The organism is Yinghuangia sp. YIM S09857, assembly GCF_051388915.1.
Lineage (GTDB): Bacteria > Actinomycetota > Actinomycetes > Streptomycetales > Streptomycetaceae > Yinghuangia.
Genome location: NZ_JBPKBH010000001.1, coordinates 666,744 through 690,274 on the forward strand (window position 1 = coordinate 666,744; position 23,531 = coordinate 690,274).

Genomic DNA, 23,531 nt, shown 5'->3' on the forward strand with positions numbered 1-23,531 from the left:
CCGGGAGGTCGGCGGACACGGTCCGGGGTCGCGGCGGGGGGCCGCGGTTCCCGGACCGTTCGCGTCGTCACGGCCCGTCCGCGGCAAAGCTCGGTACCGATTGATCAGTCGTCTTCGAGGGGGAAGTACTCATGGCATGTCCGTACTGCGGCGGCGAGGGCACCCACGCCGCCGGCTGCCCGGGGGCCGGGCAGCCCCCGGCCGGGCCCGGGCAGGCGTACCCGCCCGGTCAGCAGCCCTACGGGGGTCAGCAGCCGTACGGGGGACAGCAGCCCTATGGAGGTCAGCCCTACCAAGGGCCCCCGCAACCGGGCCAACAGCCCTATGCCGGGCAGCAGTACGGCGGGGCCTATCCGCCCGCGCCGCCCCCCGGCAACTGGGGCATGCCGGGCCCGATCCGCCGGGTCAGCTCGATGGTCACCGCGCTCAACATCCTGATCGGCATCACGATCGCCGGTGCGGTGCTGTCGGTGTTCGCGTACGCCAACCGCGCCATGCTGGTCGGCGACGCGCTCGACGGCGAGGCGGTGTCCCGCGGCGACGCCGACGACGCCGACTCTTTCGTGGGCGCGACCGGGCTCAGCATGCTGGTCTTCCTGGCGGCCGGCATCGTCTTCATGATCTGGCTGCACCGCGCCCGTAAGAACCTGGAGGTCTTCGGCCCGCCGCCGCACGGCAAGCTCGGCGCCGGATGGGCGATCGGCGGATGGTTCGTCCCGCTGGGCAACCTGGTGCTGCCCAAGATGGTGGTGGACGACGTCTGGCGCGGCTCCGAGCCGACCGGGTCCCCGGCCGCGCAGCAGTCGGGACGTACGCTCATCCTCGGGTGGTGGCTGGTCTTCGCGTTGTCCGAGGTGCTGTTCTTCGCCGGGACGTTCACGCGCGGCAACGACGGCACGGAGGACGGCGTACCGAAGCTGACCGAGGCCGAGGACCTGGACGCCTGGCAGACGGCCGACTGGCTGCTGACCGCCGGGTACGCCCTGCTGGTGGTGGCGGGCGTGCTCGCGATCATGGTCGTCAAGCGCATCAGCGCGGCCCAGGCGGCGCGGGGCGCCTGATGCGGTAACGCCGGAGATGTACGTGGGCCGCCCTGGCAGTTTGCCGGGGCGGCCTACGCGTGCCGGTAGGAAATCCGCGCGAGGGCGAATCCTTTCCGGACCTCGCGGTCTCTTGTCCGTGTGCCGACCGCCGGGGTCGGCGGATGCGGAAGGAGACACCGTGGTCGTCATCGGTCTCGTCGTGGTCGGAGTTGTCTCGGTGGGTGCGTGCGCCTGGCATCTGATGCGGCGCGCGAAGAGCCGGAGCTGAGGCGGGTTCGTGGGGATTCGTAGGGAAGGGCGTGTCTGAGATGGCCGAAGTGACCCGAACGCGTGACGCGGGCACGCCGGCGAACCCGCGCTATGCCTGGCCGGACGAGCGGCTGATCAGGGCCGCACAGGACGGCGACGTCCCCGCGCTCACCGCCGTGGTCATGGAATCGCAGCCCCACGTGCGCCGGTTCGCCCTGTCGCTGTGCGCCACGCCGCAGGACGCGGAGGACGCGGCGCAGGAGGCGCTGATCATCCTGTACCGCAAGATCGGCACGCTGCGGGCCACGGGGGCGCTGGCCTCGTGGATGTTCCGGATCGTCCGGAACGAGTGCCTGCGGCAGGTACGTCTGCTCCTGCCGCGCGGCGGCGGTGCCGCGTCCGCCGTGGGTCGGGCGGGCGGGGGTGCGCGTGGGGACGCGAACGGGACGGTTGGCCTGGCGGACGGCACCGAGGCGCCCGTACAACCGTCCGCCGAGGACGCCGTGCTGCGCAGGCTGGAGGTGGAGCGGATCGCCGCGGCCGTCGCCGCGCTGCCACGCGACCAGCGGCAGGTGCTGATCATGCGGGACGTGCGGGGCCTGCCAGGCAAGGCGGTCGCGCGTTCGCTCGGGCTGAGCGACGCGGCGATGAAGTCGCGGTTGCACCGCGCCCGCGCGGCCCTGCGGCAGGCACTGGCGGCGCTCGACGGCGGACCCGGGGGACTTGACGGAGGAATCGATGGACGACTCGACGGACGACTCGACGGAGGAGGCCGGGACAGTGGACACCCTGGATCGTGAGAAGGACGCCGGGACGGTCAAGGCCATCGCCGCCCCCGCGCCCGCTGCCGTCGAGCCCGTCGAGCCCGTCGAGCCCGTCACGCCCGTCGAGCCCATGAAGCGGGTCGAGCGGGTCGAGCCCGTCGAGGCCGCGGACGCCCGGACGGACTTCGCGAGCGCGTCCGTCCCCCGCCACCTGCTGCGCGGCGCTCTCGGCTTCGGTGTGCTCGCCGCCTCGATCGCCCTCGTGCCCGTCGCAGGCCCGGCCACCCTGCTCGCGGCTCCGTTGGCGCTGATCGCCTTTCGCGGTTGTCCCACCTGCTGGATGATCGGCCTCGCCCAGACGATCTCGCGCGGCCGCATGCGGCGGGAGTGCGCGGACGGCGTGTGCACGCTCACCAAGGCGGAGCCGATGAGGTAGAAGGAGCGCATGGACCCAGCCGCACTCGAACAACTCCTGAACGAGACCTTCGACCAGGCGGTCGTGCACCACGGATACACCGACTACATGCGCGACTACGAGGTCGTCGTCTTCATGACGGCGGATCCCCGGACCGGCATCGCGCCCTCGCATCTGCGGTATCTGTTCCGGTACTGCGTCGAGGCGCGGTGCGAGACGACGTTGTCGCCGGAGACGTGGCGGGTGTCCCTGGACGACCGCCTCATCGAGTACGAGACCGGCGTCGACCTCGACGGGTACGTCTGGGGTGTGAAGTGGCACGACCTCTACCCCGGGGCCACGCTGCTCCCCGCCTCGAAGACGACCCGGCGCTGGTCGCGGGCTCTCGGCGTCGACTTCCACGAGGTCCGCATCGAGACCAACGCGCACCGGCTGACGCTGGTCTTCTCGGACCTGGAGGTGAGCGAAGTCCCGCCGGGCTGGGCGCCGTTCGTCGTCGACGGGGGTGCGGCTCCGAACACGGGCGCGGGGTAGGGGAGTTGACCGGCCGTCGGCAGCCGACGGAGTACCCCGCGTCAGCAGCCGTGCGGCAGCGAGTAGTCGTACGCTTCCGCGATCGTCGGCGGGTTGGCCGGGCTGGGGAGGCCGAGTGCCGCGGCGATCGGCAGCATGCGGCGCAGGAACGCGCCCTGGTCGGCCTGCGTCTCCCAGAGGTCCGTGATGAGTACGCCGCCGCCCGGCTCCTGCACCACGATGTTGGCGAGCCGGCCCTTGAAGAAGTCCGGCCCCTCGTCGCGCATACGGGCGATGAGGGTGTCGTACTGCCGCGTCGTGACCGGCATCCGGATCTGCATGAAGACGGCCATCGTGACCTCTCGCAGGTGCGCTCGGCGTGTGGCCCCGTGCCGCGGAAGGCAGCACAAGACCGCCCGGCGGGTTCGGTCCGGCCGGGCCCCTACCAATCTCCCCGGGACCCCGGGAGGCCGCAAGCCGAGGCGCCGGGGTCTGGCGGCGGCGGGGCCCGTCTCCGCGTCCGACGTCGGCCGCGTGACGGGTCGTCGGCCGTCGCGCCGCCCTGGGCCGCCGGATTGTCCGGGAGTGCCGTACGCATGAGCCGAATATGCCTTCGGGAATGGCGTCCGGGCGGCAGGCGTACAGGTGCTTCGCCTGCGGTGTCAGGAAGGCGTGGGGAGCGTCGCCGCGACGTTGTTCAGGGTTTCGGGAGGGGAGGTGTCGGCCAGCAGGGCCTTGGTCAGCGGGTGGTGGGGGTGGTTGAGGAGGTCGGGGGCCGGTCCGCGGTCGATGACGTGGCCGGAGTCGATGACGGCGATGTGGTCGGCCAGGCGGGCGGCCACCGGGCGTTCATGGGTGATGAGGAGCAAGGCGACGCCTCGGTCGCGGAGTTGGGCGGCGAGCAGGTCGAGCACGGCGGTTCGGGCGAGCGGGTCCAGACCCGCGGTGATCTCGTCGCAGATGAGGATGTCGGGGTCGGCGGCGAGTGCGCGGGCGAGGACGGCTCGACGCAGTTCGCCGCCGGAGAGTGCCTGCGGGCGCCGTACGGCGGTGGGCTCGTCGACGCCCATGGCCGCGAGGATGCCTACGGCTTGCTCGCGGGCGGTGCGAGGATCGGCGCCGCGCAGGCGTACCGCGGGGCGGGCGACTTGGTCGAGCACACTGCGGCGCGGATCGAGGGACGCGCGGGCGTCCTGGAACACGTATTGGATGCCGGCGAGTTCGTCACGTCGGCGGCGGGTCGCCGAGGGAGCGAGCGGGCTGCCGTGCAGGCGGACCGTCCCGTGCCAATGGCGGTGCAGGCCGACGAGGCAGCGCGCGAGGGTGGTCTTGCCGCTGCCCGAGGGGCCCACGACGGCAAGGCAGGTGCCGGGGGTCAGCCGGAGTTCCACGTCGGTGAGGGCGGTGGTGCGGCGGGGACCGCCGTACCAGGCGGACAAGTTCGTGACCGCGAGGCCGGGTTCCGGGGTGGTGGGGCCGGTCGGGGTGGCGGGTGGCTCTCGGTCGGGGGTGGGGTCCGCGGATTCGTGGTCGGCGGCGATCAGGGCGCGGGTGAGTGGGGCGGACGGGCGGCCGAACACCTCGTCGGTGGGCCCGTACTCGACCTGGCGGCCCTGGTGGAGCACCAATACGTCGTCGGAGATGCGGCGCACGACATCGAGGTCGTGGCTGAGCAGCAGCACCCCGATACCGGTGTCCGCCAGGGCCCGAAGTCGGTCGGCCACGTCGTGGCGCAGCACGGCGTCGAGGCCGGTGGTCGGTTCGTCCGCGACGAGCAGCCGCGCGCGGGCGAGCAGCGCGTGGGCGATGACGAGCCGCTGCTGCTGGCCGCCGGAGAGTTGGTGCGGAAATCGGCGGTGCAGCGAACCGTCTTGGGGGAGACCGGCGTTGCGGAGCGCGGTGGTGACTGCCTCGCGTACGAGCAAACGCCGTTCTCCGCGGCTGGTCTGCGGTCCAGGGAGGTGGCGCCGGGCGATCTCGTGCAGCACCGGGCCGGTGCGCAGCGCGGGAGCCAGCGCGGCCGCCGGGTGTTGCGGGACGTACGCGGCCGTCCCCGGGGGGAGGGGGTCTCCCGTGGCTGCCCGGTGCCCGGCCACGACGACCCTTCCGTCCACGGTACTTCGGGCGGGGTACTCGCCGAGGACCGCGGCCGCGGTGGTCGTCTTCCCGCTGCCGGACGGGCCGACCAGGGCCAGGATGCGCCCGGCCCGGAGGTCGAAGGACACGCCGTCCACCAGACACCGGTCGGCGATGCGGACGCGCAACTCGGTGACCGAGAGCAGTGGTTCGTCGGTGGTGCCGGTGTCGGCATCCGTCGCGACGTCGATGGCGGCTTCGCGGGTCATGTCGCCTCCCGGCGGCGGGCAAGGGCCTGGTCGAACAGCAGGTTGAGGCCGACGGACATGGCGGTGATCAGCAGCGCCGGGACAACGACCGCCCACGGCTGGAGGAACAGCCCAGGCCGGTTGCGGTCCACCATCACCGCCCAGTCGGCGGCGTCGGGGGCCACGCCGACGCCGAGGAACGCCGCGGAGGCGACCAGGTAAAGCGCACCGACGATGCGCATGCCGAAGTCGGCGTACAGAACCGGGAGCACGGTGCCGATCGGATAGCGGACGTTGCGCAGCCACCAGGACTCGCCGGTCAGCCGCATGGCCTCCATGGCCGGGCCGGACGCCGCCTCCAGTGCGGCGGCGCGGGTGATCCGGGCGACTTCGGGCAGCATGATCAGTGCCACCACCCCGCCCAACAGCCAGGGGCCGGGGCGGGCCAGGCCGGCGACCAGCAGCAGCGTCAGCAACGACGGTACGGACAGCAGGATGTCCAGCGGCCGCATCAGTACCTCGTCCATCCACCGGCGCGGCGCCGCGGCCGCACACAGGCCCCAGGGCACGCCGACGACGTACGCCGCGATCGCCGCGCCACCGCCCATCAGCACCACCGTGCGGCCGCCGAGCAGTACTTGGTCGAGGACGTCCCGGCCGACGAAGTCCGTGCCGAGGTGGAGTTCGGCGCCCGCCGGTGCGTAGGCGGCGGAGCGCGGGCCCGAGGCGTCGGCGAACCAGGGACCGAAGAGGGCGCAGGCGAGGGGCAAAAGGAGGAGTGCCAGGGCGAAGCCGCGGCGGGTCCGGGCGACGCGTTTACCGGTAGGCGGTGTTGCCGGGGCTGAAGCCGTTCCGGTAGGGGCGCTCGATGCGTTGCCGGGGACTTCACTGTCGTGCGATTGCGCGGGTACGGTCCGCACGGTCTTGGATACCTCGGTCATGTCGCGACCCCCGCGCGTGGCGCGAGCCGGAAGGCCGTGAGGTCGGCCAGCAGGTTGACCACGACCGTCGTCGCCGCGAAGAACACCGCCAGGCCCTGCACCACCGCTACGTCGCGGGCCGCGACGGCGTCGACCAGCGCTGTGCCCAGGCCGGGGACCACGAATACCGCCTCGACCACGACCACCCCGCCCAGCAGCCAGTCCGCCGTTCGGGCGAGGTGCTGCGCGGCCGGGGCCAGGGCACCGGGCAGCGTGTGTCGCAGCAGTACGCGGCGCGGCGAGAGGCCGAGGCGCCGGGCATGGCGTACGTGCTCGGACGTACGGGCATCCAGCAGCCCCGCCCGCACCAACCGGGCCAGCGAGCACACCGGGCGGATCGCCAGGACGACGAACGGGAGGATCAGCACGGACGGTTCGCTCAGCAGGTCGGTCCCGGCGCCCACGGCGGTCGCCGGCAACCAGCCCAAGTGCAGCGCGAACACCGCGACCAGCACCACCGCCAACGCGAACTCCGGTACGGAGTACAGCGCGATGCCCACTATCGTGAGCCCGCGGTCGAACAGCCCGCGCTCTCGGACCGCGGCGGCCGCGCCCAGGAACATCGCGATCGGGACGACCAGCGCGAGCGTGCCGAGAGCGAGCAGCGCGGTCGGCGCCAACCCGTCCGCCAGCACCTCCGCGACCGGCCGCCCGGAGACCAGGGAGGTGCCGAGGTCCCCGTGCAGCAGGTTGCCGAGCCATGCGAGGTAGCGGTCGATCACCGGGACGTCGAGGCCGAGTTCGTCGCGGAGCACGGCGATGCGCGCCGCGTCGGGCTGGTCGCCGGCGCGGACCACCGCGGCGTCGCCGGGCAGGGACTCGGTCAGGGCGTACACCGCGGTTGCCGCGACCAGGACCTGCGCCAGTCCGAACGCCAGTCGCCGCAGCGCGTATCGCGCCGGGCTCACGCCAGCCACACCTTGTCGAAGCGCGCCCAGTCCAGAGTGTTCGCGGGAGCGTTGGCGACACCCGCAAGGTTCTTCGAGGTGCCCACAAGCCAGTCCGCGAACCCCCAGACCAGGTAGCCGCCTTCGGCGTGCAGCAGCCGCTGCATGTCGAGGTACGCCCGGCGCCGCACGGCCTCGTCGGCGGTGCCCACCGCCGTGTCGTACAGCGCGTCGAAGTCCCGCCGCGCCCACTTGGTGACATTGGTGGTCGACCCGGTCAGCAGGCGCTGCGCGATGTGCGTCTCGATGGGCATGGCGCCCGAGCGGAAGCAGGACAGTACGCCCGCGTCCTTGGTGTCCTTCCAGTAGGTGTCCTTGTTCCCGACCGTCGGCTCCAGGCGCAGCCCGGCCTCGCGGGCCTGCGCCGCGAAGACGCTGGCCGACTCCAGGAATCCGGTGGCCGCCTCGGAGGTGTCGAGCCGGATGGTCGACCCCGCCGCGCCGGAGCGTTCGACGAGCCACTTGGCGCGGTCGAGGTCGCGGGTGCGCTGCGGTATCTCGTCGGCGTAGTAGCGGTAGCCGCGGCCGAAGAGGTCGTTGCCCACCTCCCCGGTGCCCGCGAGCACGGTCTCGACCAGCGCGGGACGGTCGGCGAGCAGGAACATGGCCTCACGCAACTCCCGGTTGTCGAACGGCGGTCGGTCGACCTTCATCGCGAAAGCCTGCATGGCGCTGTTGGCCAGGCGCAGCACCGAGATGCGGTCGCCGCCACGGTGTGCGCGCGCCGAGGTCGGGCTGAGTTCGTGGGCGTACTGGACCTGGCCGCCGATCAGGGCGTTGACGCGCGCCGACTCCTCGTTCGCAACGAGGAATTCGAGTTCTTCGAGGTATGCGGCGCCGTCCCAGTGGTCGGGGTGGCGGCGCAGCAGCAGCGAACGTCCGGGCTCGAACGAGCGGAACGCGAACGGGCCGGATCCGACGGGATGTTCGAAGGAGTCGGTGCCCTCGGGAACGATGTAGGCGCCGAACGCGGCCATGACGTTGGGGAACTCGGCGAACGGCCGTTTCAGCGCGAACTCGATCGTGCGGTCGTCGACCGCCCGCGACGCGCCCAGGTCGATGACTCCGAGGTTGGGCTTGGCGCGGAAGCCGCGCTTGGGGTCGAGGATGCGGGCGTAGCTGTGGAGCACGTCGGCGGAGCGCACCGGGCGTCCGTCGTGATAGGCCGCCTGACGCAGCGTCACCCGCCACTTGGCCAGTCCGGCGTCCGGCTCCCAGCGTTCCGCGAGGCGTGGGACGACGGACAGGTCCGGGCCGTGGTCGGCCAGCTTGTCGAACATCGCCTTGGCGCGGGCGGCTTCGACGAAGAGATTGGCCAGGTGCGGGTCCAGCGTCTCCTGTGCGCCGCCGCCCGCGAACACCGCGCGCAGCCGACCCCCGTGCCGTGGGCGGGAGTCCGTCGCCGCCGGGGAGGAGGCGGGGCGGTCCGCGGCGCACGCGGCGAGAGCGGCTCCGCCGACGGCCGTCCCCAGGGAGACGCCGAGGAACCGCCTGCGGGAGGGGAGGAGGAGCCGGTCTGGGGATGGGGAGGAGGAAGGGACGGCGGAGTGGTCGGGGGATCGACCGTGGGAACGCATGGGGCACCTTTCACGGGAGGTCGGGGAGAGGCGTTGCGGCGGGGACGGGTGCTTACGGCCGGGACTGTCCGTGGTCGCCGGGGCGCGCCGGCTTGGCGTCCTCGTGGGGCGTGCCGTGCTTGTGATCGTCCGGCAGGGCCTGGGGGCGATCGTCCGGTCGGTCTGTCTCGGCCGCGGAGCCGCCCTTCGACTCGATGCCGCCGTGGGCGAGCGCGCCTTTGCGGTCGAGCCGCAGCACCGCCGCCGCGGACCCGAGGCCGAGGGCCGCGCAGACCAACCAGGGCGTCCATCCGCCCGTCCCGCCGCCGAAGTCGGCGGCCTGGCCGACCGCGGCGCTGCCGAGCGCGGCGATGACGCCCGAGACCGTGTAGAAGACGCCGAAGTACGTGCCCGACAGGTCGCTTCGTGCGTACGCCGGGATCAGCTCCATCACGAACGGCTGCGCGACCATCACGCCCAGCGCGAGCAGCAGGGCCGCGGCGCAGACCGGAAGCATGCGTACGACCGCCGAGCCGCTTCCGTCGGGGTCGCCGGAGGTGAGCGGCAGCGCCGCGAGCGGGACCAGAAATGCCGTGCCCATCAGCGCCGTTCCGCAGGCGATCGCTCGGCCGCGGCCGGATCGCGAGGCGCGGCGGGTCACGCGTACCTGCCAGGCGAGCGTGGCCCCGGTGGAGACAAGGAACAGGACGGCGGTCGCGCCGCCGTGTCCGGTGGCGCGTTCGGCCTCCATGGGCAGGACCAGGTAGAGCTGGTTCTGGAGCGCGTAGAGCCCGGAAAGAGCGAACGTGAAGGCCAGGAACCGCCGGTCGCCCAGACACAGCCGCCAGTCCGCGGCGACCGTACGTCCGCTGCGGGTCACCGGACGCGCGGGCAGCACCCACGCCTGAGCGATCGTCAGAACCGCGAACACCGTCGCGGCCACCACCGCGCCGGCGCGGAAGTGCCAGGCGAGCATGGCCGCACCGAGCAGCGGCCCGACCAGCGCACCCGCGTTCGCGAAGACGTTGAACAGGGCGAACGCCTCGGCGCGGCGTTCGGGTTCGACGGCGTCGGCGAGGTAGGCGCGTACCGCCGGGTTGAACAGCGCCCCGGCGAGCCCCGACAACACCGACGCGGTCAGCAGCACGGCCACCGAGTCGTCCAAGGCGAACAGACCGAAGCCGACCGTGCGCAGGGCGCATCCGGCGATGATGACGCCGCGCGCGCCGAGCCGGTCCGATGCACTGCCGCCGAGCAGGAACATGCCCTGCTGGCTGAGGTTGCGCACGCCGAGGACCACGCCCACAAGTGCGGCCGACATGCCGACATCGTCGGCGAGGTATCCGGCCAGGAACGGAACCAGCAGGTAGAACCCGGTGTTGACGCCGAACTGGTTGACGAGGAGCAGTCGTACGGGGACGGGGAAGGACAGGAAGAGCCGACGGGTCGTCACGGCGCCTCCGCGCGGCACCGAACGCCGAAGCCAGGCGCGCCGGGTGGACACAGGACGCCGCCCACACCGCCGATTCCACTCCACGGGTCGCGCGCCGGCGGCAGGTGACAGTCGGTCTCGACAGTCACCACATGGCCGCTGGTCAGAAGCGGGCGTACGGCCCCGACTCCGGCTTCGCCGCGCAAGTAGTACCCGAGGTGGCGGGTCGCGAAGGCGGACGTGTGCCCCGCCTCGCGGCCGACCCGCGGCAGCAGTGCGCTCATGGCACCTGCCCAAGTCTCGACCACCACAACATGCCCCATCCCCACCCGCTGAGAAAGAAATGAAAATCATTATCGTTTTCGGGGAGAGTTGTAACCCATGCGGCTGCCCCGCGTCCAGTCGAGCCGGATCAATCCCGCCGGTCGGACGGCGCAAAACCGGGCAAACGTCATGTCGGACATGCGGCAGCGGGCGACATGCGCGATCACGCCTCGCTCGCGATCCCGGGCGGGCCTCAGTCGAGTACGACGACTTCTTGGCCGCCTGCGGCCGGGATGTCCGCGGGTGGCCCCGGTCTGCCGGCGCTGAGTCGTCCGCGGACTGCGGATGACCGTGGCTTGCCGCGCGCGCAGGCCGCCGACGTTCCGCCCGGAGGCCCGGAGGCCCGGAGGTGCAGGGGCCCCGGGGGCGGAGGCCCGGAGGTGCGGGGGCCGGAGGCGCGGGGTCCGGGGGCTTGGAGGCCCGGGGCTCGGTGGCCGGGCCCGGAGGCCCGGAAGTCCTGGGTCCTGACCCGGGGCCCAGGGGGCTGGACGTCCGGAGGTGCGGAAGCGCGGCGCGTCGCCGTCTGCCCCAGATGTTCCACGATCGCGGACGTCAGGGGACCGATCAGCAGTCAGTCGGCAAACGGAGAGTTGGGGAAGCTAGTTGATGGGATTGAGTGTTCCCTCGGACATCTTCAACAGGCGGGTGGAGAGGGTGGCGGCCGCGGCGTGGTCGTGGGTCACCAGGACTATGGCCGTGCCGGAGCTCGCCGCCTTGTGGAGGAGGTGGAGGATTCCGGCGGCGGCTGAGGTGTCCAGGGCTGACGTGGGTTCGTCGGCCAGGAGGAGGGCTGGTCGGGCGGCGAAGGCTCGTGCCAGGGCCACGCGTTGGCATTGACCGCCGGAGAGGCGGGTGGGGCGGGCGGACGGGTCCAAGTGGCCGAGGCCGACGGCTTCGAGCGCGGCGAGGGCGGCGGCGTGGCGGGACTTGCGGGTGGGGTGCGCGGTGGGGGTCGTGCGGGTTCGGTTCGGGGCGATGAGTCGTCGGCGGGGGAGGGGTTCGGCGACGGTTCGGGCGATGCTCCAGTTGGGATCGAGGCTTCCGACGGCGTCCTGGAAGACCGCTGCGATGCTGCCCGGGGCTGGACGACCGGCGCGGGTGCGGGGGTTCCAGGTGACGTGACCGCGGTCGGGGCGTTCCAGGTCGGCGAGGATGCGGAGCAGGGTGCTCTTGCCGCTGCCGGAGCGGCCGACGATGCCGACGATCTCCCCGGGCCGGACGCTGAGTTCGGCACCGCGCAGGACGTCTCGGCCCCGTGGGCCGCGCCCGTGGGTGCGCCAGAGATTGTGGGCGGTGACGACGGGGCCGGGGCGCGCGGCGGTCATCGTCGGTCACCGGGAGTGAGGGGCATGGCGCAGGAGACGCCGTTGCGCGGTGTCGGCAGGGCGGCCAGGCAACGGGCTTGCACGTGGCGGCAGCGGGGGGCGAAGGGGCAGGCCGTGTCCAAGGCCCTCAGCGGGGACGGGGGTTCGCCCGGAAGAGGCTCCGGGAGTGGGTGGCCCGGGCGGGGGAGCGCGGCGATGAGGGCTTGTGTGTACGGGTGTCGGGGACTGGTGACCAGCACGTCTGCGTGGCCCGTTTCGACGATGTGGCCCGCGTACATCACCGCCAGGCGGTCGGTGTGGCGGGCCGCGATCCCGAGGTCGTGGGTGATGAGCAGGACGGCGGAGCCGGTTCCGCGGAGGTGGGTGAGTGTGGCGTCGGCGAGTTCGGCGTCGAGAGCGGACGTCGGCTCGTCCGCGACGACCAGGGCCGGTTCGAGGGCCGTGGCCGCGGCGATTGCCGCGCGTTGGAGCATGCCTCCGGACCAGGTGTGCGGGTGGCGGCGGGCGGCCGATTCGGTGTCGGGCACGCCGAGCGCGGCGAGGCGTTCGAGGGCGGCGCCGGTGGGAGGGGTACGCCCCTTCGCGTGCCACGCCTCGGCGACGGACGTGCCGACGGTCAGGCGGGGATCGAAGGCCGAGTAGGGGTCTTGTCCGACGTATCCGATCACGTCGCCGCGCACAGTGCGCCAGGTGCGCGCGTTGGCGCCGACGAGTTCGTGTGTCGCCACGCGGATGCTTCCGGTGACCGTCGTGCCGCGCGGCAGCAGGCCCAGGAGGGCGCGGGCGACGGTGGTCTTGCCGCTGCCGCTTTCGCCGACCAGGCCCAGGACTTCGCCGGTGCGGACGGACAGGTCGATGCCGCGCAAGGCGGTGGCGCCGTTGGGGAACTTGACCGCCAGGTCGGCTACTTCGAGGCTGACAGGCTCCCGGTGGTGGATGCTCACGCGGGTGCCTCCTCGAACGCGGAGCGGCGGGTGGCGTCCCGGATCGCGTCGCCCACCAAGGTGGCCGCGGCGGTGACCGTGAACACCGCGGTGGCCGGAGCCGCGAGAAGCCAGGGGGCGACGGCGGCGAACGCCCGTGCGTCGCCCAGCATCGCGCCGAGTTCGGCGGTGGGTGGCCGGGCGCCGAGGCCGAGGAACGACAGTCCGGCCAACGAGACGATGGTGCCGCCGAGTTGGAGGGTGGCGACGACCACGAGCCGGGGGACGACCGCGGGCAACAGGTGGCCGACGGCGATACGGAGAGTCCCCGCTCCGGCGAGGCGGGCCGCCGCGATGTACGGGCGGTCGCATACCGACAAGGTGAACGCACGAACGATGCGCGCGTTGGCCGCCCAGGAGGAAATGACCAGGGCCAGCAGGAGGTTCCCGAATCCGGGGCCGAGCACGCCCACCACCGCGAGCGCGAGGACCAGCGACGGGATCGCCAGGACGATGTCGACAGCGCGCATGAGGACCGTGTCGACGAAGCCCCGGGCGAGTCCGGCGAGTACGCCGACGACCAGGCTCACGGTGCACGACCCGGCAAGCACGACGAGCGCTGCCCACAGCGACCGGCGGGTGCCCGCCGCCAGCCGGGCGAACTGATCGCGACCGAACTGGTCGGTCCCGAGCCAGTGTTCGCCGCTCGGGGCGCGCAGCTTCGCGCCCAGATCGATGGCATCCGGCTGATGGGGCGTCACCAGCGGGCCGAGTACGGCGAAGAGGATGACGAGTAGAGAGATGGCAAGTCCGCTGCGGCCCAACGTACTTGCCGTCAGCGGATTGCGCCGGAACGCGGCGCGGACGCGGCGCAGGGGTGCAGACACCGTGGCAGACACGTCACACCGCCTTGCCCGTGACCCGCAGTCGCGGGTCGACCGTCGCGGACAGCGCGTCGGCGATCAGCCCCGCCGCGACGTACGCGAGCGTCGCCAGCACGGCGAACGCCTGCACCACCGGCAGGTCGCGGGCCTTGACCGACGTCACGACATACGACCCGGTACCCGGCCAGGTGAAGACCGTCTCGACGATCGCCGCCCCGCCCCACAGCGCCCCGGTGCTCACCGCCACCGCGTGGATCAGCGGCGGCACGGCGTTCGGGAGGGCGTGCCTGACGAGCAGCCGCCGGTTCGACGCCCCGCGTGCGCGGACCGAAGCGGCCCAACCGCTGTCGAGTACGTCGACAAGCGCCTCGCGCAGCAGGCGCGACCAGACGTCGAACATGCCGAACGCCAGGCACAGCGCGGGCATCCACACCTCGGACCACGTCCCGTCCAGCACCACGGATCCGAACCCGCCCTCGATCACCACGAGTTGAATGAGGATCAGACCCACGACGAAGCCGGGCAGCGCGGCGCCGAGCAACGCGAGTGTGCGGGCGGCCGCGTCCGGCAGGCGGCGGCGGAAGGCCGCGGCCACGAGGGCCAGCGGCACCGCGACGGCCAGGGCGAACAGCAGGGCCGCGCAGCCCAGGCGCAGCGTGGCCGGCAGGCGTTCGCCCAACTCCGTCAACACCGGGCGACCGCTCTGGTACGACGTACCGAGGTCGCCGTGCAGCGCCCGCACGAACCAGTGGCCGAACTGCCCGGGCAGCGACCGGTCGAGACCCAACTCGGCGCGGGTGGCCGCAAGCTGATCGGGCGTCGGCTCGGGGACGCCCTGCGCGGTCAGCGTCATCCGGGCCGGATCGCCCGGGGCGAGCGGCAGCAGGGCCCAGATCAGCACCGCCGCACCCGCGACGGTGATCGGTACTGCCAGGAGTCGGCGGGTGACCGGGTGGCGGAGGGCGGTGCGTACCGGCCTCCGCCCGGCGGCCCCCGGTTCGGCGCGGACCGCACCGGAAGCCGCCGTGTTCTGCGCGGAGTTCGTGGTCACGGCGCCGTGTCGAACCGCAAGTGCCTTCGTACGTTGGAGACTTCGTAGGCGGTCCAGTCGCCGCCCGCCACCACTGCGAACTGCTTGTAGGTGGCGGCGACCACGTACGCCTCCTGCTCGCTGAGAATGGCCTGCCCGTCGCGCAACAACTGTTCGCGGGCCGACTGGTCGGCCGTCGTGAGCAGCCGGTCGCCGAGCGCATCCACGCGCGGGTCCGCCACCTTCTGCGCGTTCGCCGAACCGCCGGTCGTCCAGCGGGCGCGGAACGGCTGGATCGGGTCGGCGGTTCCGGACAGCGAACCGTTCAGACCGATGGACGCCTCCCAGGCCCCGAGGTCGGACTTCGTCCGGGCCGAGTCCTCGGCGTTCACGATCCGGAGGTCGAAACCGGCCTTCGCGACCTGGGACTTGATGACGACGGCCAAGGCGTTCGTCTCCGGGCCCTGCGCCTGCGTGACGAAGCGGACCGTCAGGCGCTTGCCGTCCCGGCTCCGGATCCCGTCGCCGCCCTTGAGCCAACCGGCCTCGTCCAGAAGGCGGTTCGCCTCGACGATGTCCGTGCGCTGGGTGGGGACCGCGTACGGGTAGCCCTCGGGGTAGAGCCCGGTCGCGGTGGCGAACGAGCCCTCGGCGACGTCCTCGCCCAACTCGCGGTAGTCGATGGCCCGCGCGAACGCACGCCGCACCCGCGCGTCGTCGAACGGCGCGGCCGTGAGGTTCATGTCGATCAGCAGCGCCTGGAGCGCCTTGGGCGAGGTCTTGAGCGCCGCGTCGGTACGCCCGGCGAGTGTGAGGCCGGCGTCCGGCGAGGGGTAGAAGGCGAGTTGGGCTTCGCCCGACTGCACACCCGCGATGCGGGCCTGCTCGTCGGGGACCACCTTGACCGTCACGGCCGGGAGTTTGGGCCTGCCGGCCCAGTACTTGTCGTACCGCGTCAGTCCGAGGAGGTCGGGACTCCACGAGGTAATCGCGTAAGGGCCGGTGAACGCACCCGAGTTCACGATCTTCGCGGAGTTCCCGCCCGCGGCCTCGACCGCCTCGGTGTCGTAGATCTGCAACGACGTGTCGCGAGCGGCGAGCGCGGCGGGCACGGCGGCGTTGGGGGCGGGCGTGGTGAGGACCAGGTCGAGCGGCCCGGTGGCGCGTACGGCCGTGCCCTCGGCCAGGTAGGTGCGTACCGCCTTCGACTTGGCGATCTGGCGGGTGAGCGCCGCGTCGACGGCGGCGGCGTCGACGGGCTTGCCGTTCTGGAAGGTCAGACCGGGACGCAGCGTGATCCGCCATTCGGTGGGCGAAGTCTGGACCACGGATTGCGCGAGCCACGGCCGGACGACGCCGTCCTCGCCCGCCTCCATCAGGTTCTCCGCGACGCCCCAGTCGAACAGCCAGTTGGTCCCGGTGCCGACGGGGTCGAGGCCGGCGATCGGGTAGGAGTTGTAGATCGTCAGCGGCTTCTCGGCGGCGCCCCCGGGCGGCTTCGCCGCGGGATCGTCACCGCCGCCGCACCCGGTGGCCAGCACGGCCAGCGCGGCGGCGGAGGCCGCGGCCAAGCGTGTGCGGCGGGCCGCCGCGGACATTCGGCGGCGCACGCGGCCGCCGAACGCGGACGCGGGTCTGTCGGGGGATGCCATGGCGCTCTCCTTCGCGAGTTCCGGGCACCGGAACCGGAGAGCAAGCGAGCGCACGGCCGAACGGCCTCCGCACGACCCGCCCTCGGGGCCCGGCTGGAACCGCACGCATGCCGCGTACGGGCGTCGGCAGGTCTTCGGACTCGCGGGCCCCCGGGCACATCGCCTCGTCCCCCGAACGAGGCATCAGGCCCGGACCTACTGGCCGTCGCTTCCCGGACCACGTGCGGTCCAGTGCTCATGACGGCGGTCGTTCCCGCTCACCGCTGCGGGGCAGTCCCGGATTCCCACCGGGTTCCCTCTTGCGACGCCCTCCCGCACAAGGCGAAGGGCGAACCGATGCGCCCACCACGGTAGCGGCCCGGATCCCGCGAACGGCACGCGGGGCGCGTGGCACCCTGCTCGCGGACGGCGGGCCGTGCGGGTGACACACGCGCGGACCGGGCGGCGGAACACTGAAGCGGAATCGACCACGTCCAGTCCGCGCCATGACCGCGGACAGCCGGCACGAACCACGTATCCGGGCCGTCCGCGATACAGGAGACTCCCCACCCGACTCGACGGATCGCAGGCGCGCACGGCTTCCTGAATGGGCAGGAGGACAAAGGGGTCTTGTCACCTTCTCCGGGCCCGCCTCGCGCACGACAGCTGTGCCGCCACACCGGGGGCTTGTGGCGGACGTCCGGTGAGTGGTCGGTACGCTCTCGCATCCACGGTCCGTTTCCGCCCATCCCCGTGCCGTCTTCCGCTGCGCCGCGTGGCACTGTTCCTCGCGCCACGATCCTGGGAACGCCTATGCACCACCGGCCCCACGGCCTGCCCCGCCTTGGTTGGATCACTCACGTCTCGGCGGACGCCCCAACGCGGCAGGTCTACCGGGAGACCATTGAACTCGCGGTCGCAGCAGAGGAGTTCGGGTTCCACAGCTTCTGGGTGGCGCAGCATCACTTCGGTGCGCAGGGTGGTTTGCTGCCGGCGCCGCTGGTGCTCCTCGCTGCCGTCGCGGAGCACACGAGTCGCATCCGTCTGGGCACCGCCGTCGTTGTCGGCCCTGCCGAGAGCGCCCTTCGGCTCGCCGAAGATGCCGCCGTGGTCGACGCGTTGAGCGGTGGCCGCCTCGAACTCGGCATCGGGGCGGGGGCCGACGCGGTGGCCTCCCGCGCGTTCGCGCTCGACCACGATCGCCGCCACCAAGTGCTGGACAATCTGCTCCCCGTGCTCCTCGACGCCCTCGACGGCCGCGAGCTCGCCGGCGGCGCACGTCTGTCACCTCCCGCACCGGGACTGTCCGGGCGCGTCTGGCTGGGCACCGGCTCCGCGGCCGGCGTGGAGCGTGCGGCGCGTCTCGGGCTCGGGATCATGTACGGGCGCCGCGGGCCGGGTCCCGAAGGCCCGCACAAACAGGACGCCGAATACGCGCGGCTCGCCGACAACTACCGCGCCACCATGGAACGGACCAGTCACGTGCCGCGAATAGCCGTGTCGCGCCCGGTGTTTCCGTCCGAGTCGGACGACAGCGCCCGTGACGTCCTCGTACCGCGTTTGCGGGGCTGGGTCGAGGAGGGCATCCGCACCGGTCGCTACCCGCAGGGCTTCGATGCGGAGGGGTATTTGGACGCCGGGGCGTTCGCGTACGGCGCTCCCGACCGTGTCGCCGCCGTCCTGGCTCGCGACCCGGGGCTCCCCGGTGCGACGGATCTGCTGTGCCACACCCAACCGGTCCGGCTCGGCTTGCGTGAGGTTCTGCCTGCCCTGAAGTTGATCGCCCGTCAGGTCGCCCGTCAGGTCGCCCGTGCGGGCGCACGCGCCTGACGACTGCGTGGCGCACCAGGAGGTGAAGACGCACACCTGACGGTTGCGGCGCCCGCGCGGAGCCGGGGGCCGCGGAGCCCTGCGTCCCGCCGACCCGGCAGGCGCACGTCATCACGCCCGGCCATCCAGGCCGCGCGGGCCGTGACCTCCGCCCAGCCCGCCTCGCGCTCCCGTGGCAAACTTCGCGGGTGCAGATCGCGATGCTTGGGCCATTTGAGGTGCGCTCGGAGGACGGTTCCTTTGTCGACGTGCCGGGGCCTCGCTTGCGTGCCCTCCTGATCGCGCTCGCGTTGCGGCCGGGCCATGCGGTTCCCAAGGCGCCGCTCGTCGACTGGATCTGGGGTGCGCGGCCGCCCGCCGATGCCACCAATGCCCTTCAGCGCCTGGTCTCTCGGCTGCGCAAGGTGCTGCCCGACGGTGTCGTCGAAGGTCGGACGGACGGATACCGACTGCTCCTGGAGCCCGACGCCGTCGACGCGGTGCGGTTCGAACGCCTCGTCACCGTTGCCCAGGCCGCCCGTGCCGAGGACGGGTCCCGGCGTGTCCAATTGTTGCGTGACGCCCTCGACCTGTGGCGCGGAACGGCCATGCAGGACGTCGGGCTGCCGGACAGTCCCGCCTTCGACGCCGCCGCCGCCCGGCTCGAAGCGCTGCGGCTGACCGCCGCCGAGGAGTGTTTCGACGCCGAGATCACCCTGGGGCGCGGCGCCGGGATGGTCACCGAGCTGACGGACCTGGTCGCCGCGAACCCGGTGCGCGAACGCCTCGTCGCCGCGCTCATGCGTGCCCTCGTCGCCGCCGGGCGCGACAGTGAGGCGCTGGTCGTGTACCAGCGCGCGCGGGAGGCCCTGGCCGACGCGCTCGGGGCCGACCCGTCCCCGGAGCTGGCCGCGCTGCACGTCGCCCTGCTGCGCGGTGAGCTGGGGCGGGGCACGGAGCGGCACCGCGAGGAGAGCCCCCGCACCAACCTGCGCGCCGAGCTGACCACCTTTGTCGGCACCGGCACGGACGTCGCCGCGGTGCGCGGCCTCGTCGCAGAGCACCGGCTGACCACCGTGATCGGACCGGGCGGCGCCGGCAAGACGCGGCTGGCGACCGAGACCGCGCGTACCCTGCTCGGCGAACTGCCGGACGGCGCCTGGCTCGTGGAGTTGGCCGCCATCGGTCCGGAGGGGGACGTGGCGCAGGCCACGCTCGCCGGGCTCGGGCTGCGCGACGCGCTCCTCGGCGGGGCCGCCAACGCGGAGCCGACCGACCGCCTCATCGCCGCGATCCGCGAGCGCGAGGCGCTGCTGATCCTGGACAACTGCGAGCACGTCGTCGAGTCGGCGGCGGTCTTCGCGCACCGGGTGCTCGGCGAGTGCCGTCGGCTGCGGATCCTGGCCACGAGCCGGGAGCCGCTGGGCATCACCGGCGAGGCACTGTGGCAGGTCGAGCCGCTCGCCCTGCCCCCGGCGGAGGCCGGTCCGGCCGAGATCGAGGCCGCGCCCGCCGTCCAACTACTGCGCGACCGGGCCGGTGCGGTACGCCGCGACCTCGCGGGCGACCCCGACACGCTCGCCACGATGGTCCGCGTCTGCCGGGCGCTGGACGGGATGCCGCTCGCCATCGAGCTCGCCGCGGCCCGGCTGCGCACGATGAGCGTCGAGCAGTTGGCCAATCGCCTGGACGACCGGTTTCGGCTGCTGACCGGCGGCAGCCGCACGGCCCTGCCTCGGCACAAGACGCTGCGCGCCGCCGTGGACTGGAGCTGGGAACTGCTCGGCGACGCCGAACGCGCGGTCCTGCGCAGGCTCGCGGTCTTCTCGGGCGGCGCGAGCCTGCAAGCGGCCGAACACGTCTGCGCGGACGACACCGCGTACCGGGCGGAGCCCACTCGTTCGGACGACCCCACGCGCCCGCAGGAGCGGCCTGCCGCCGGGCAGCCTGCCACAGAGCAGCCGACCGTTGACCGCGACCAGGTCCTCGAACTCCTCACCTCCCTCACCGAGAAGTCGCTGCTCCGCGCCGAAGGCGACACCGCCCCGCGCTACCGCATGATGGCCACCATCCAGGAGTACGCCGAACAACGCCTCGCCGAGGCAGGGGAGTTGGAGCGCACTCGCCGCGCGCATCTCGCGTACTTCACGGAACTCGCCGAGACCGCCGAGCCCCACCTGCGCCGCGCCGGGCAACTGGACTGGCTGGCCGTCCTCGAAGCCGACCACGACAACATCGCCGCCGCGATGCGCACCGCGCTCGCGGCGGACGACGCGCAGGCGACGATGCGCCTGGCGGCGGGCTGCGGGTGGTACTGGTGGCTCGCCGGGCACAAGACCGAGGGGTTTGAACTGCTCACGAGGGCCGCGCGGATGCCGGGTGAGGCGAGCGACGACGTACGGGCCATGGTGTACGCGCTGGTCGTGCTGTTCGTCAGCTCCGGCCGCCGGGACGAGCACGAGGCGGAGGTGTGGATCCGCGAGGCGCACCGGCACAGTAGGCGCAGTACGGGGCGGTACCCCCTCCTGGGTCTGATGGCCGCGCTGGAACGCCTGTTGGACGGGCCCGAGGCCTTCCTGTCCGCGTTCGAGCCGCTGCTGGACGACGAGGACCCGTGGGTACGCGCTCTGGCCCGGCTCCACATGGGCAAGATGCGGATCGTGCTCGGCAAGGAAGGGCGGGACGGGGAAGCGTACTTGGAGACAGCGCTGGCCGAATTCCGGGCGATCGGCGACCGGTTCGGGATCTCCTTCGCCCTCACGGAGCTGGCCGACCGGCTCGCCGGGCACGGTGAATTCGCGCGTGCGTGCGAGTACTTCGAGCAGGCGATCGAGGTGGTCACCGAGGTCGGCGGCAGCGAGGACGTCATCCGCATGCGGGCGCGGCAGGCGCAACTGCACTGGCTGATGGGCGACCGGGAGGCGGCGTCCGCCGCCGTCGCCGAGGCCCGGCGGATCGCCGAACGGGTCACCTGGCCGGACGCCCTGGCCGAACTCGCCTTCGCCCAGGCGGGGCTGGCGCGTTGGGACGGCGACAGCGCGGAGGCGTACCGACAACTGGACGTCGCGACCGCCCTGTTGGGCGAGGAGGCCGAGCAGCCGCACATCCGCGCGCTGACGCACGATGTGCTCGGATACCTCGCCGGCGACCTCGCCGAGTCGCGGGACCACCGCGCGGCGGCGTTCGCGGCGGTGGTCGAGACCGGGCACGTGCAGGGGATCGCCCAGGTGATCGTCGGCGTGGCGGACCTGGCCCTGCGCCGCGGCGAGCCGGAGCAGGCCGTTCGGCTGCTCGCGGTCGGCGCCGCCCTGCTCGGGCTCGACGACCGCGCCAATCCCGACGTGGCCCGCATCGAACAGGACGCCCGAAACCGCCTCGGCGAAACGCGGTTCGCCGAGGCGGCTCGGGAGGGTGCCGAGGCCGAATGGGCGGCACTCGTGGACGCGACGCTGGGCAACTGAATACCGAAGCAAGCCCGTTGCGCTCACCCGAGTTGAACTGCACTGCCAGAAAGCCAGGTTCCCGTACACGCAATCCGCATCAGCGGCCGCCACGCCGCGGCTACGCGCGCCTGCTGAACGTCCTGACCGCCCACACGTACCCGACGATCACGAACCCGACGCACCACGCGACCGCCGCGAGTGCGTCCCCGCCCGACGGGTCGCTCGCCAACAGCCCCCGCAGCGTCTCGATGACCGGCGTGAACGGCTGGTACTCGGCGAACTGCCGCACCCCCGCGCCCATGGTGTCCGCCGGGACGAACGCGCTGCTCAGGAACGGCAGCATGATCAGCGGCACGGTGGCCAGCCCCGCCGACTCGGGCGTTTTCGCGGCCAGCCCCAGCGCGACGGTCAGCCACCCGGCCGCGACGCTGAGCAGCACCACGAGGCCGACCACACCGAGCCAGTCGAGCGCGCTCGCGGAGGGGTCGAACCCCATCGCGAAGGCCACCGCGACGATCGCCGCGCAGGCCACCACGCACCGCACCGCGGTCACGACGACGTGGCCGGTCAGCACGGCGCCGCGCGAGACGTCCATGACCTTGAGGCGGCTGATGATGCCCTTGCGCATGTCGTCGTTCACGGACGTCGAGGTGGCCCCCAGCCCGTAGCTGATCGCCATCACCAGCAGGCCCGGCGTCGCGTAGTCGATGTACGGCTCGCCGACGCTGAAGCCGCCGCCGAAGACCTTGACGAACATGAGCATCATCACGATGGGGAACAACACGGAGTTGAACACCACCACCGGGTTCCGCATGCTGTGCTTGACGTTGCGGCGCAGCATGATGGCCGAGTCGGCCAACGCCGTGGAAACACTGCTCATTTCGCGACCGCCTCCGCGCTCGGGCGCCCTGTGAGGGTGAGGAATACGTCGTCCAGGTCGGGAGTGTGCACCGCGAACTCCCGGGCTTCGAGCAGGTTTTCGTCCAGCAGGTCCAAAAGCGCGCGCAGCGACCGCGAATCGCCCTCGTTGGGCACCCGCAGGGTCAACTCCTGGTCGTCGCGCGTGGATCCGGCGAGCAGTCGCGCCGCCGCGTCGAGGGCGGCGGGGGCGGTGAACCGCAACCGTACGTGGGTGCCCGGCACCAGCCGCTTCAGCTCGTCCGGGGTGCCGTGCGCGACCAGGTGACCCTGGTCCAACACCGCGATGCGGTCGGCGAGTTGGTCGGCCTCCTCCAGGTACTGCGTGGTGAGGAATACGGTGGTCCCTTCGGCCACCAGTTCGCGGACGATGCCCCACATCGTGCGCCGGCTGCGCGGGTCGAGGCCCGTGGTCGGCTCGTCGAGGAAGATGATCCGCGGGCCGCCGACCAGCGTCATCGCCAGGTCCAGCTTGCGGCGCATGCCGCCGGAGTACGTCGCGGCGAGCTTGTCCGCGGACTCCGCGAGGTCGAACCGCTCCAGCAGGTCGGTGACCACGCGGCCCGAGCGCACGCGCCTCAGGTCCGCCATCATCCGCAGGTTCTCGCGGCCCGACAGCAGGTCGTCCACCGCGGCGAACTGGCCGGTCACGCCGATGACCGCACGTACCGCCTTGGTCGCGGCGGCGACGTCGTGCCCGGCGACGCGCACCGTGCCGGCGTCGGCCGCCGTGAGTGTGGTGAGGACGTTGACCGTCGTCGTCTTGCCCGCCCCGTTGGGGCCGAGCAGGGAGAAGACCGATCCCTCGGCGACATCGAAATCGATGCCGTCGAGCACGACCCTGTCCCCGTATGCCTTGCGCAGTCCTGAGACCGCGATCGCCGAACTCGTCATGTGACAACGGTCCCGGCGCGCGCTGTCACCGGTCTGTCATGGCCCTGACACGGCGGCCGAGGCGGGTCGGCCGGGTCCGGGGTCGGCCGGGTCCGGGGTCGGCCGGGGCCGGGGCCGGACGCTGACG

Annotated in this window: 19 protein-coding genes and 1 riboswitch; of the genes, 6 read left to right on the plus strand and 13 right to left on the minus strand. The window is 72.6% G+C overall.

All coding sequences use genetic code 11. From position 1 onward, the window contains the following. The first annotated feature begins 131 nt into the window (after positions 1-131). From ACRX5S_RS02840 to ACRX5S_RS02855, 4 genes are all read left to right on the plus strand, one after another. Entirely contained in the window at positions 132-1,061 is a 930-nt protein-coding gene (locus tag ACRX5S_RS02840) for a DUF4328 domain-containing protein (RefSeq protein WP_436771063.1), read from the plus strand. A 362-nt stretch (positions 1,062-1,423) separates the two neighbouring features. Continuing rightward, the gene (locus ACRX5S_RS02845; protein WP_436771151.1) at positions 1,424-2,092 is read left to right on the plus strand and encodes an RNA polymerase sigma factor; all 669 of its coding nucleotides are present in this window, start codon (positions 1,424-1,426) and stop codon (positions 2,090-2,092) included. Positions 2,093-2,186: 94 nt separating this feature from the next. Further along, positions 2,187-2,492 carry a hypothetical protein gene (locus ACRX5S_RS02850; RefSeq protein ID WP_436771152.1) on the plus strand — a complete coding sequence of 102 codons (306 nt, stop codon included), beginning with the start codon at positions 2,187-2,189 and terminating at the stop codon, positions 2,490-2,492. Between the two features lie 9 nt (positions 2,493-2,501). Further along, positions 2,502-3,005, plus strand: a complete 504-nt coding sequence (locus ACRX5S_RS02855; protein ID WP_436771064.1) for a YxiG-like protein — start codon at positions 2,502-2,504, stop codon at positions 3,003-3,005. A gap of 41 nt (positions 3,006-3,046) precedes the next feature. Here the strand turns inward: ACRX5S_RS02855 and ACRX5S_RS02860 are convergent, their stop codons facing one another. The 11 genes from ACRX5S_RS02860 to ACRX5S_RS02910 form a co-directional block, all read right to left on the minus strand. Then, positions 3,047-3,337: a hypothetical protein gene (locus tag ACRX5S_RS02860; RefSeq protein ID WP_436771065.1), complete on the minus strand. Its 291-nt coding sequence runs from the start codon at positions 3,335-3,337 to the stop codon at positions 3,047-3,049. Positions 3,338-3,646: 309 nt separating this feature from the next. Next, positions 3,647-5,329 (minus strand): ABC transporter ATP-binding protein, encoded by a 1,683-nt coding sequence (locus ACRX5S_RS02865; protein ID WP_436771066.1) that lies wholly within the window; start codon positions 5,327-5,329, stop codon positions 3,647-3,649. Further along, positions 5,326-6,078, minus strand: a complete 753-nt coding sequence (locus ACRX5S_RS02870; RefSeq protein ID WP_436771067.1) for an ABC transporter permease — start codon at positions 6,076-6,078, stop codon at positions 5,326-5,328. The genes ACRX5S_RS02865 and ACRX5S_RS02870 overlap by 4 nt, the downstream gene beginning before the upstream one ends. Before the next feature lie 167 nt (positions 6,079-6,245). Beyond that, positions 6,246-7,196: an ABC transporter permease gene (locus ACRX5S_RS02875; protein WP_436771068.1), complete on the minus strand. Its 951-nt coding sequence runs from the start codon at positions 7,194-7,196 to the stop codon at positions 6,246-6,248. After that, positions 7,193-8,812, minus strand: a complete 1,620-nt coding sequence (locus tag ACRX5S_RS02880; RefSeq protein ID WP_436771069.1) for an ABC transporter substrate-binding protein — start codon at positions 8,810-8,812, stop codon at positions 7,193-7,195. Before ACRX5S_RS02880 ends, ACRX5S_RS02875 begins: the two co-directional genes overlap by 4 nt. Positions 8,813-8,864: 52 nt before the next feature. Continuing rightward, the gene (locus ACRX5S_RS02885) at positions 8,865-10,244 is read right to left on the minus strand and encodes an MFS transporter (protein ID WP_436771070.1); all 1,380 of its coding nucleotides are present in this window, start codon (positions 10,242-10,244) and stop codon (positions 8,865-8,867) included. A gap of 902 nt (positions 10,245-11,146) precedes the next feature. Continuing rightward, positions 11,147-11,872 (minus strand): ABC transporter ATP-binding protein, encoded by a 726-nt coding sequence (locus ACRX5S_RS02890; RefSeq protein ID WP_436771071.1) that lies wholly within the window; start codon positions 11,870-11,872, stop codon positions 11,147-11,149. After that, on the minus strand, positions 11,869-12,816 hold the full coding sequence (locus tag ACRX5S_RS02895; RefSeq protein WP_436771072.1) for an ABC transporter ATP-binding protein: 948 nt from the start codon (positions 12,814-12,816) through the stop codon (positions 11,869-11,871). Before ACRX5S_RS02895 ends, ACRX5S_RS02890 begins: the two co-directional genes overlap by 4 nt. Then, positions 12,813-13,694: an ABC transporter permease gene (locus tag ACRX5S_RS02900; RefSeq protein WP_436771073.1), complete on the minus strand. Its 882-nt coding sequence runs from the start codon at positions 13,692-13,694 to the stop codon at positions 12,813-12,815. The genes ACRX5S_RS02895 and ACRX5S_RS02900 overlap by 4 nt, the downstream gene beginning before the upstream one ends. Before the next feature lies 1 nt (position 13,695). After that, a complete protein-coding gene (locus ACRX5S_RS02905) occupies positions 13,696-14,730 on the minus strand; it encodes an ABC transporter permease (RefSeq protein WP_436771074.1) in 1,035 nt (344 codons plus the stop codon). Beyond that, complete coding sequence (locus tag ACRX5S_RS02910) at positions 14,727-16,361, minus strand: ABC transporter substrate-binding protein (protein ID WP_436771075.1); 1,635 nt, start codon at positions 16,359-16,361, stop codon at positions 14,727-14,729. Before ACRX5S_RS02910 ends, ACRX5S_RS02905 begins: the two co-directional genes overlap by 4 nt. A gap of 108 nt (positions 16,362-16,469) precedes the next feature. Next, a riboswitch (cobalamin riboswitch) is annotated at positions 16,470-16,714 on the minus strand. A gap of 439 nt (positions 16,715-17,153) precedes the next feature. On the opposite strand from ACRX5S_RS02910, the gene ACRX5S_RS02915 reads away from it, so the two are divergent. Together ACRX5S_RS02915 and ACRX5S_RS02920 are read left to right on the plus strand one after the other, a co-directional pair. Continuing rightward, positions 17,154-18,170 carry an LLM class flavin-dependent oxidoreductase gene (locus ACRX5S_RS02915; RefSeq protein WP_436771076.1) on the plus strand — a complete coding sequence of 339 codons (1,017 nt, stop codon included), beginning with the start codon at positions 17,154-17,156 and terminating at the stop codon, positions 18,168-18,170. A gap of 188 nt (positions 18,171-18,358) precedes the next feature. Continuing rightward, complete coding sequence (locus ACRX5S_RS02920; RefSeq protein WP_436771077.1) at positions 18,359-21,610, plus strand: ATP-binding protein; 3,252 nt, start codon at positions 18,359-18,361, stop codon at positions 21,608-21,610. Between the two features lie 100 nt (positions 21,611-21,710). On the opposite strand, the gene ACRX5S_RS02925 is transcribed toward ACRX5S_RS02920, so the two are convergent. Both ACRX5S_RS02925 and ACRX5S_RS02930 read right to left on the minus strand, forming a co-directional pair. Further along, positions 21,711-22,472 (minus strand): ABC transporter permease, encoded by a 762-nt coding sequence (locus tag ACRX5S_RS02925; RefSeq protein ID WP_436771078.1) that lies wholly within the window; start codon positions 22,470-22,472, stop codon positions 21,711-21,713. Beyond that, positions 22,469-23,404 (minus strand): ATP-binding cassette domain-containing protein, encoded by a 936-nt coding sequence (locus ACRX5S_RS02930; RefSeq protein ID WP_436771079.1) that lies wholly within the window; start codon positions 23,402-23,404, stop codon positions 22,469-22,471. The genes ACRX5S_RS02925 and ACRX5S_RS02930 overlap by 4 nt, the downstream gene beginning before the upstream one ends. Positions 23,405-23,531: the final 127 nt, after the last annotated feature.

Bases quoted from the DNA above. Each gene is read 5' to 3' on its own strand.
- ACRX5S_RS02910 (WP_436771075.1), bottom strand. From the start codon at position 16,361: ATGGCATCCCCCGACAGACCCGCGTCCGCGTTCGGCGGCCGCGTGCGC.
- ACRX5S_RS02865 (WP_436771066.1), bottom strand. From the start codon at position 5,329: ATGACCCGCGAAGCCGCCATCGACGTCGCGACGGATGCCGACACCGGC.
- ACRX5S_RS02860 (WP_436771065.1), bottom strand. From the start codon at position 3,337: ATGGCCGTCTTCATGCAGATCCGGATGCCGGTCACGACGCGGCAGTAC.
- ACRX5S_RS02880 (WP_436771069.1), bottom strand. From the start codon at position 8,812: ATGCGTTCCCACGGTCGATCCCCCGACCACTCCGCCGTCCCTTCCTCC.
- ACRX5S_RS02915 (WP_436771076.1), top strand. From the start codon at position 17,154: ATGCACCACCGGCCCCACGGCCTGCCCCGCCTTGGTTGGATCACTCAC.
- ACRX5S_RS02840 (WP_436771063.1), top strand. From the start codon at position 132: ATGGCATGTCCGTACTGCGGCGGCGAGGGCACCCACGCCGCCGGCTGC.
- ACRX5S_RS02930 (WP_436771079.1), bottom strand. From the start codon at position 23,404: ATGACGAGTTCGGCGATCGCGGTCTCAGGACTGCGCAAGGCATACGGG.
- ACRX5S_RS02855 (WP_436771064.1), top strand. From the start codon at position 2,502: ATGGACCCAGCCGCACTCGAACAACTCCTGAACGAGACCTTCGACCAG.
- ACRX5S_RS02890 (WP_436771071.1), bottom strand. From the start codon at position 11,872: ATGACCGCCGCGCGCCCCGGCCCCGTCGTCACCGCCCACAATCTCTGG.
- ACRX5S_RS02925 (WP_436771078.1), bottom strand. From the start codon at position 22,472: ATGAGCAGTGTTTCCACGGCGTTGGCCGACTCGGCCATCATGCTGCGC.
- ACRX5S_RS02850 (WP_436771152.1), top strand. From the start codon at position 2,187: ATGAAGCGGGTCGAGCGGGTCGAGCCCGTCGAGGCCGCGGACGCCCGG.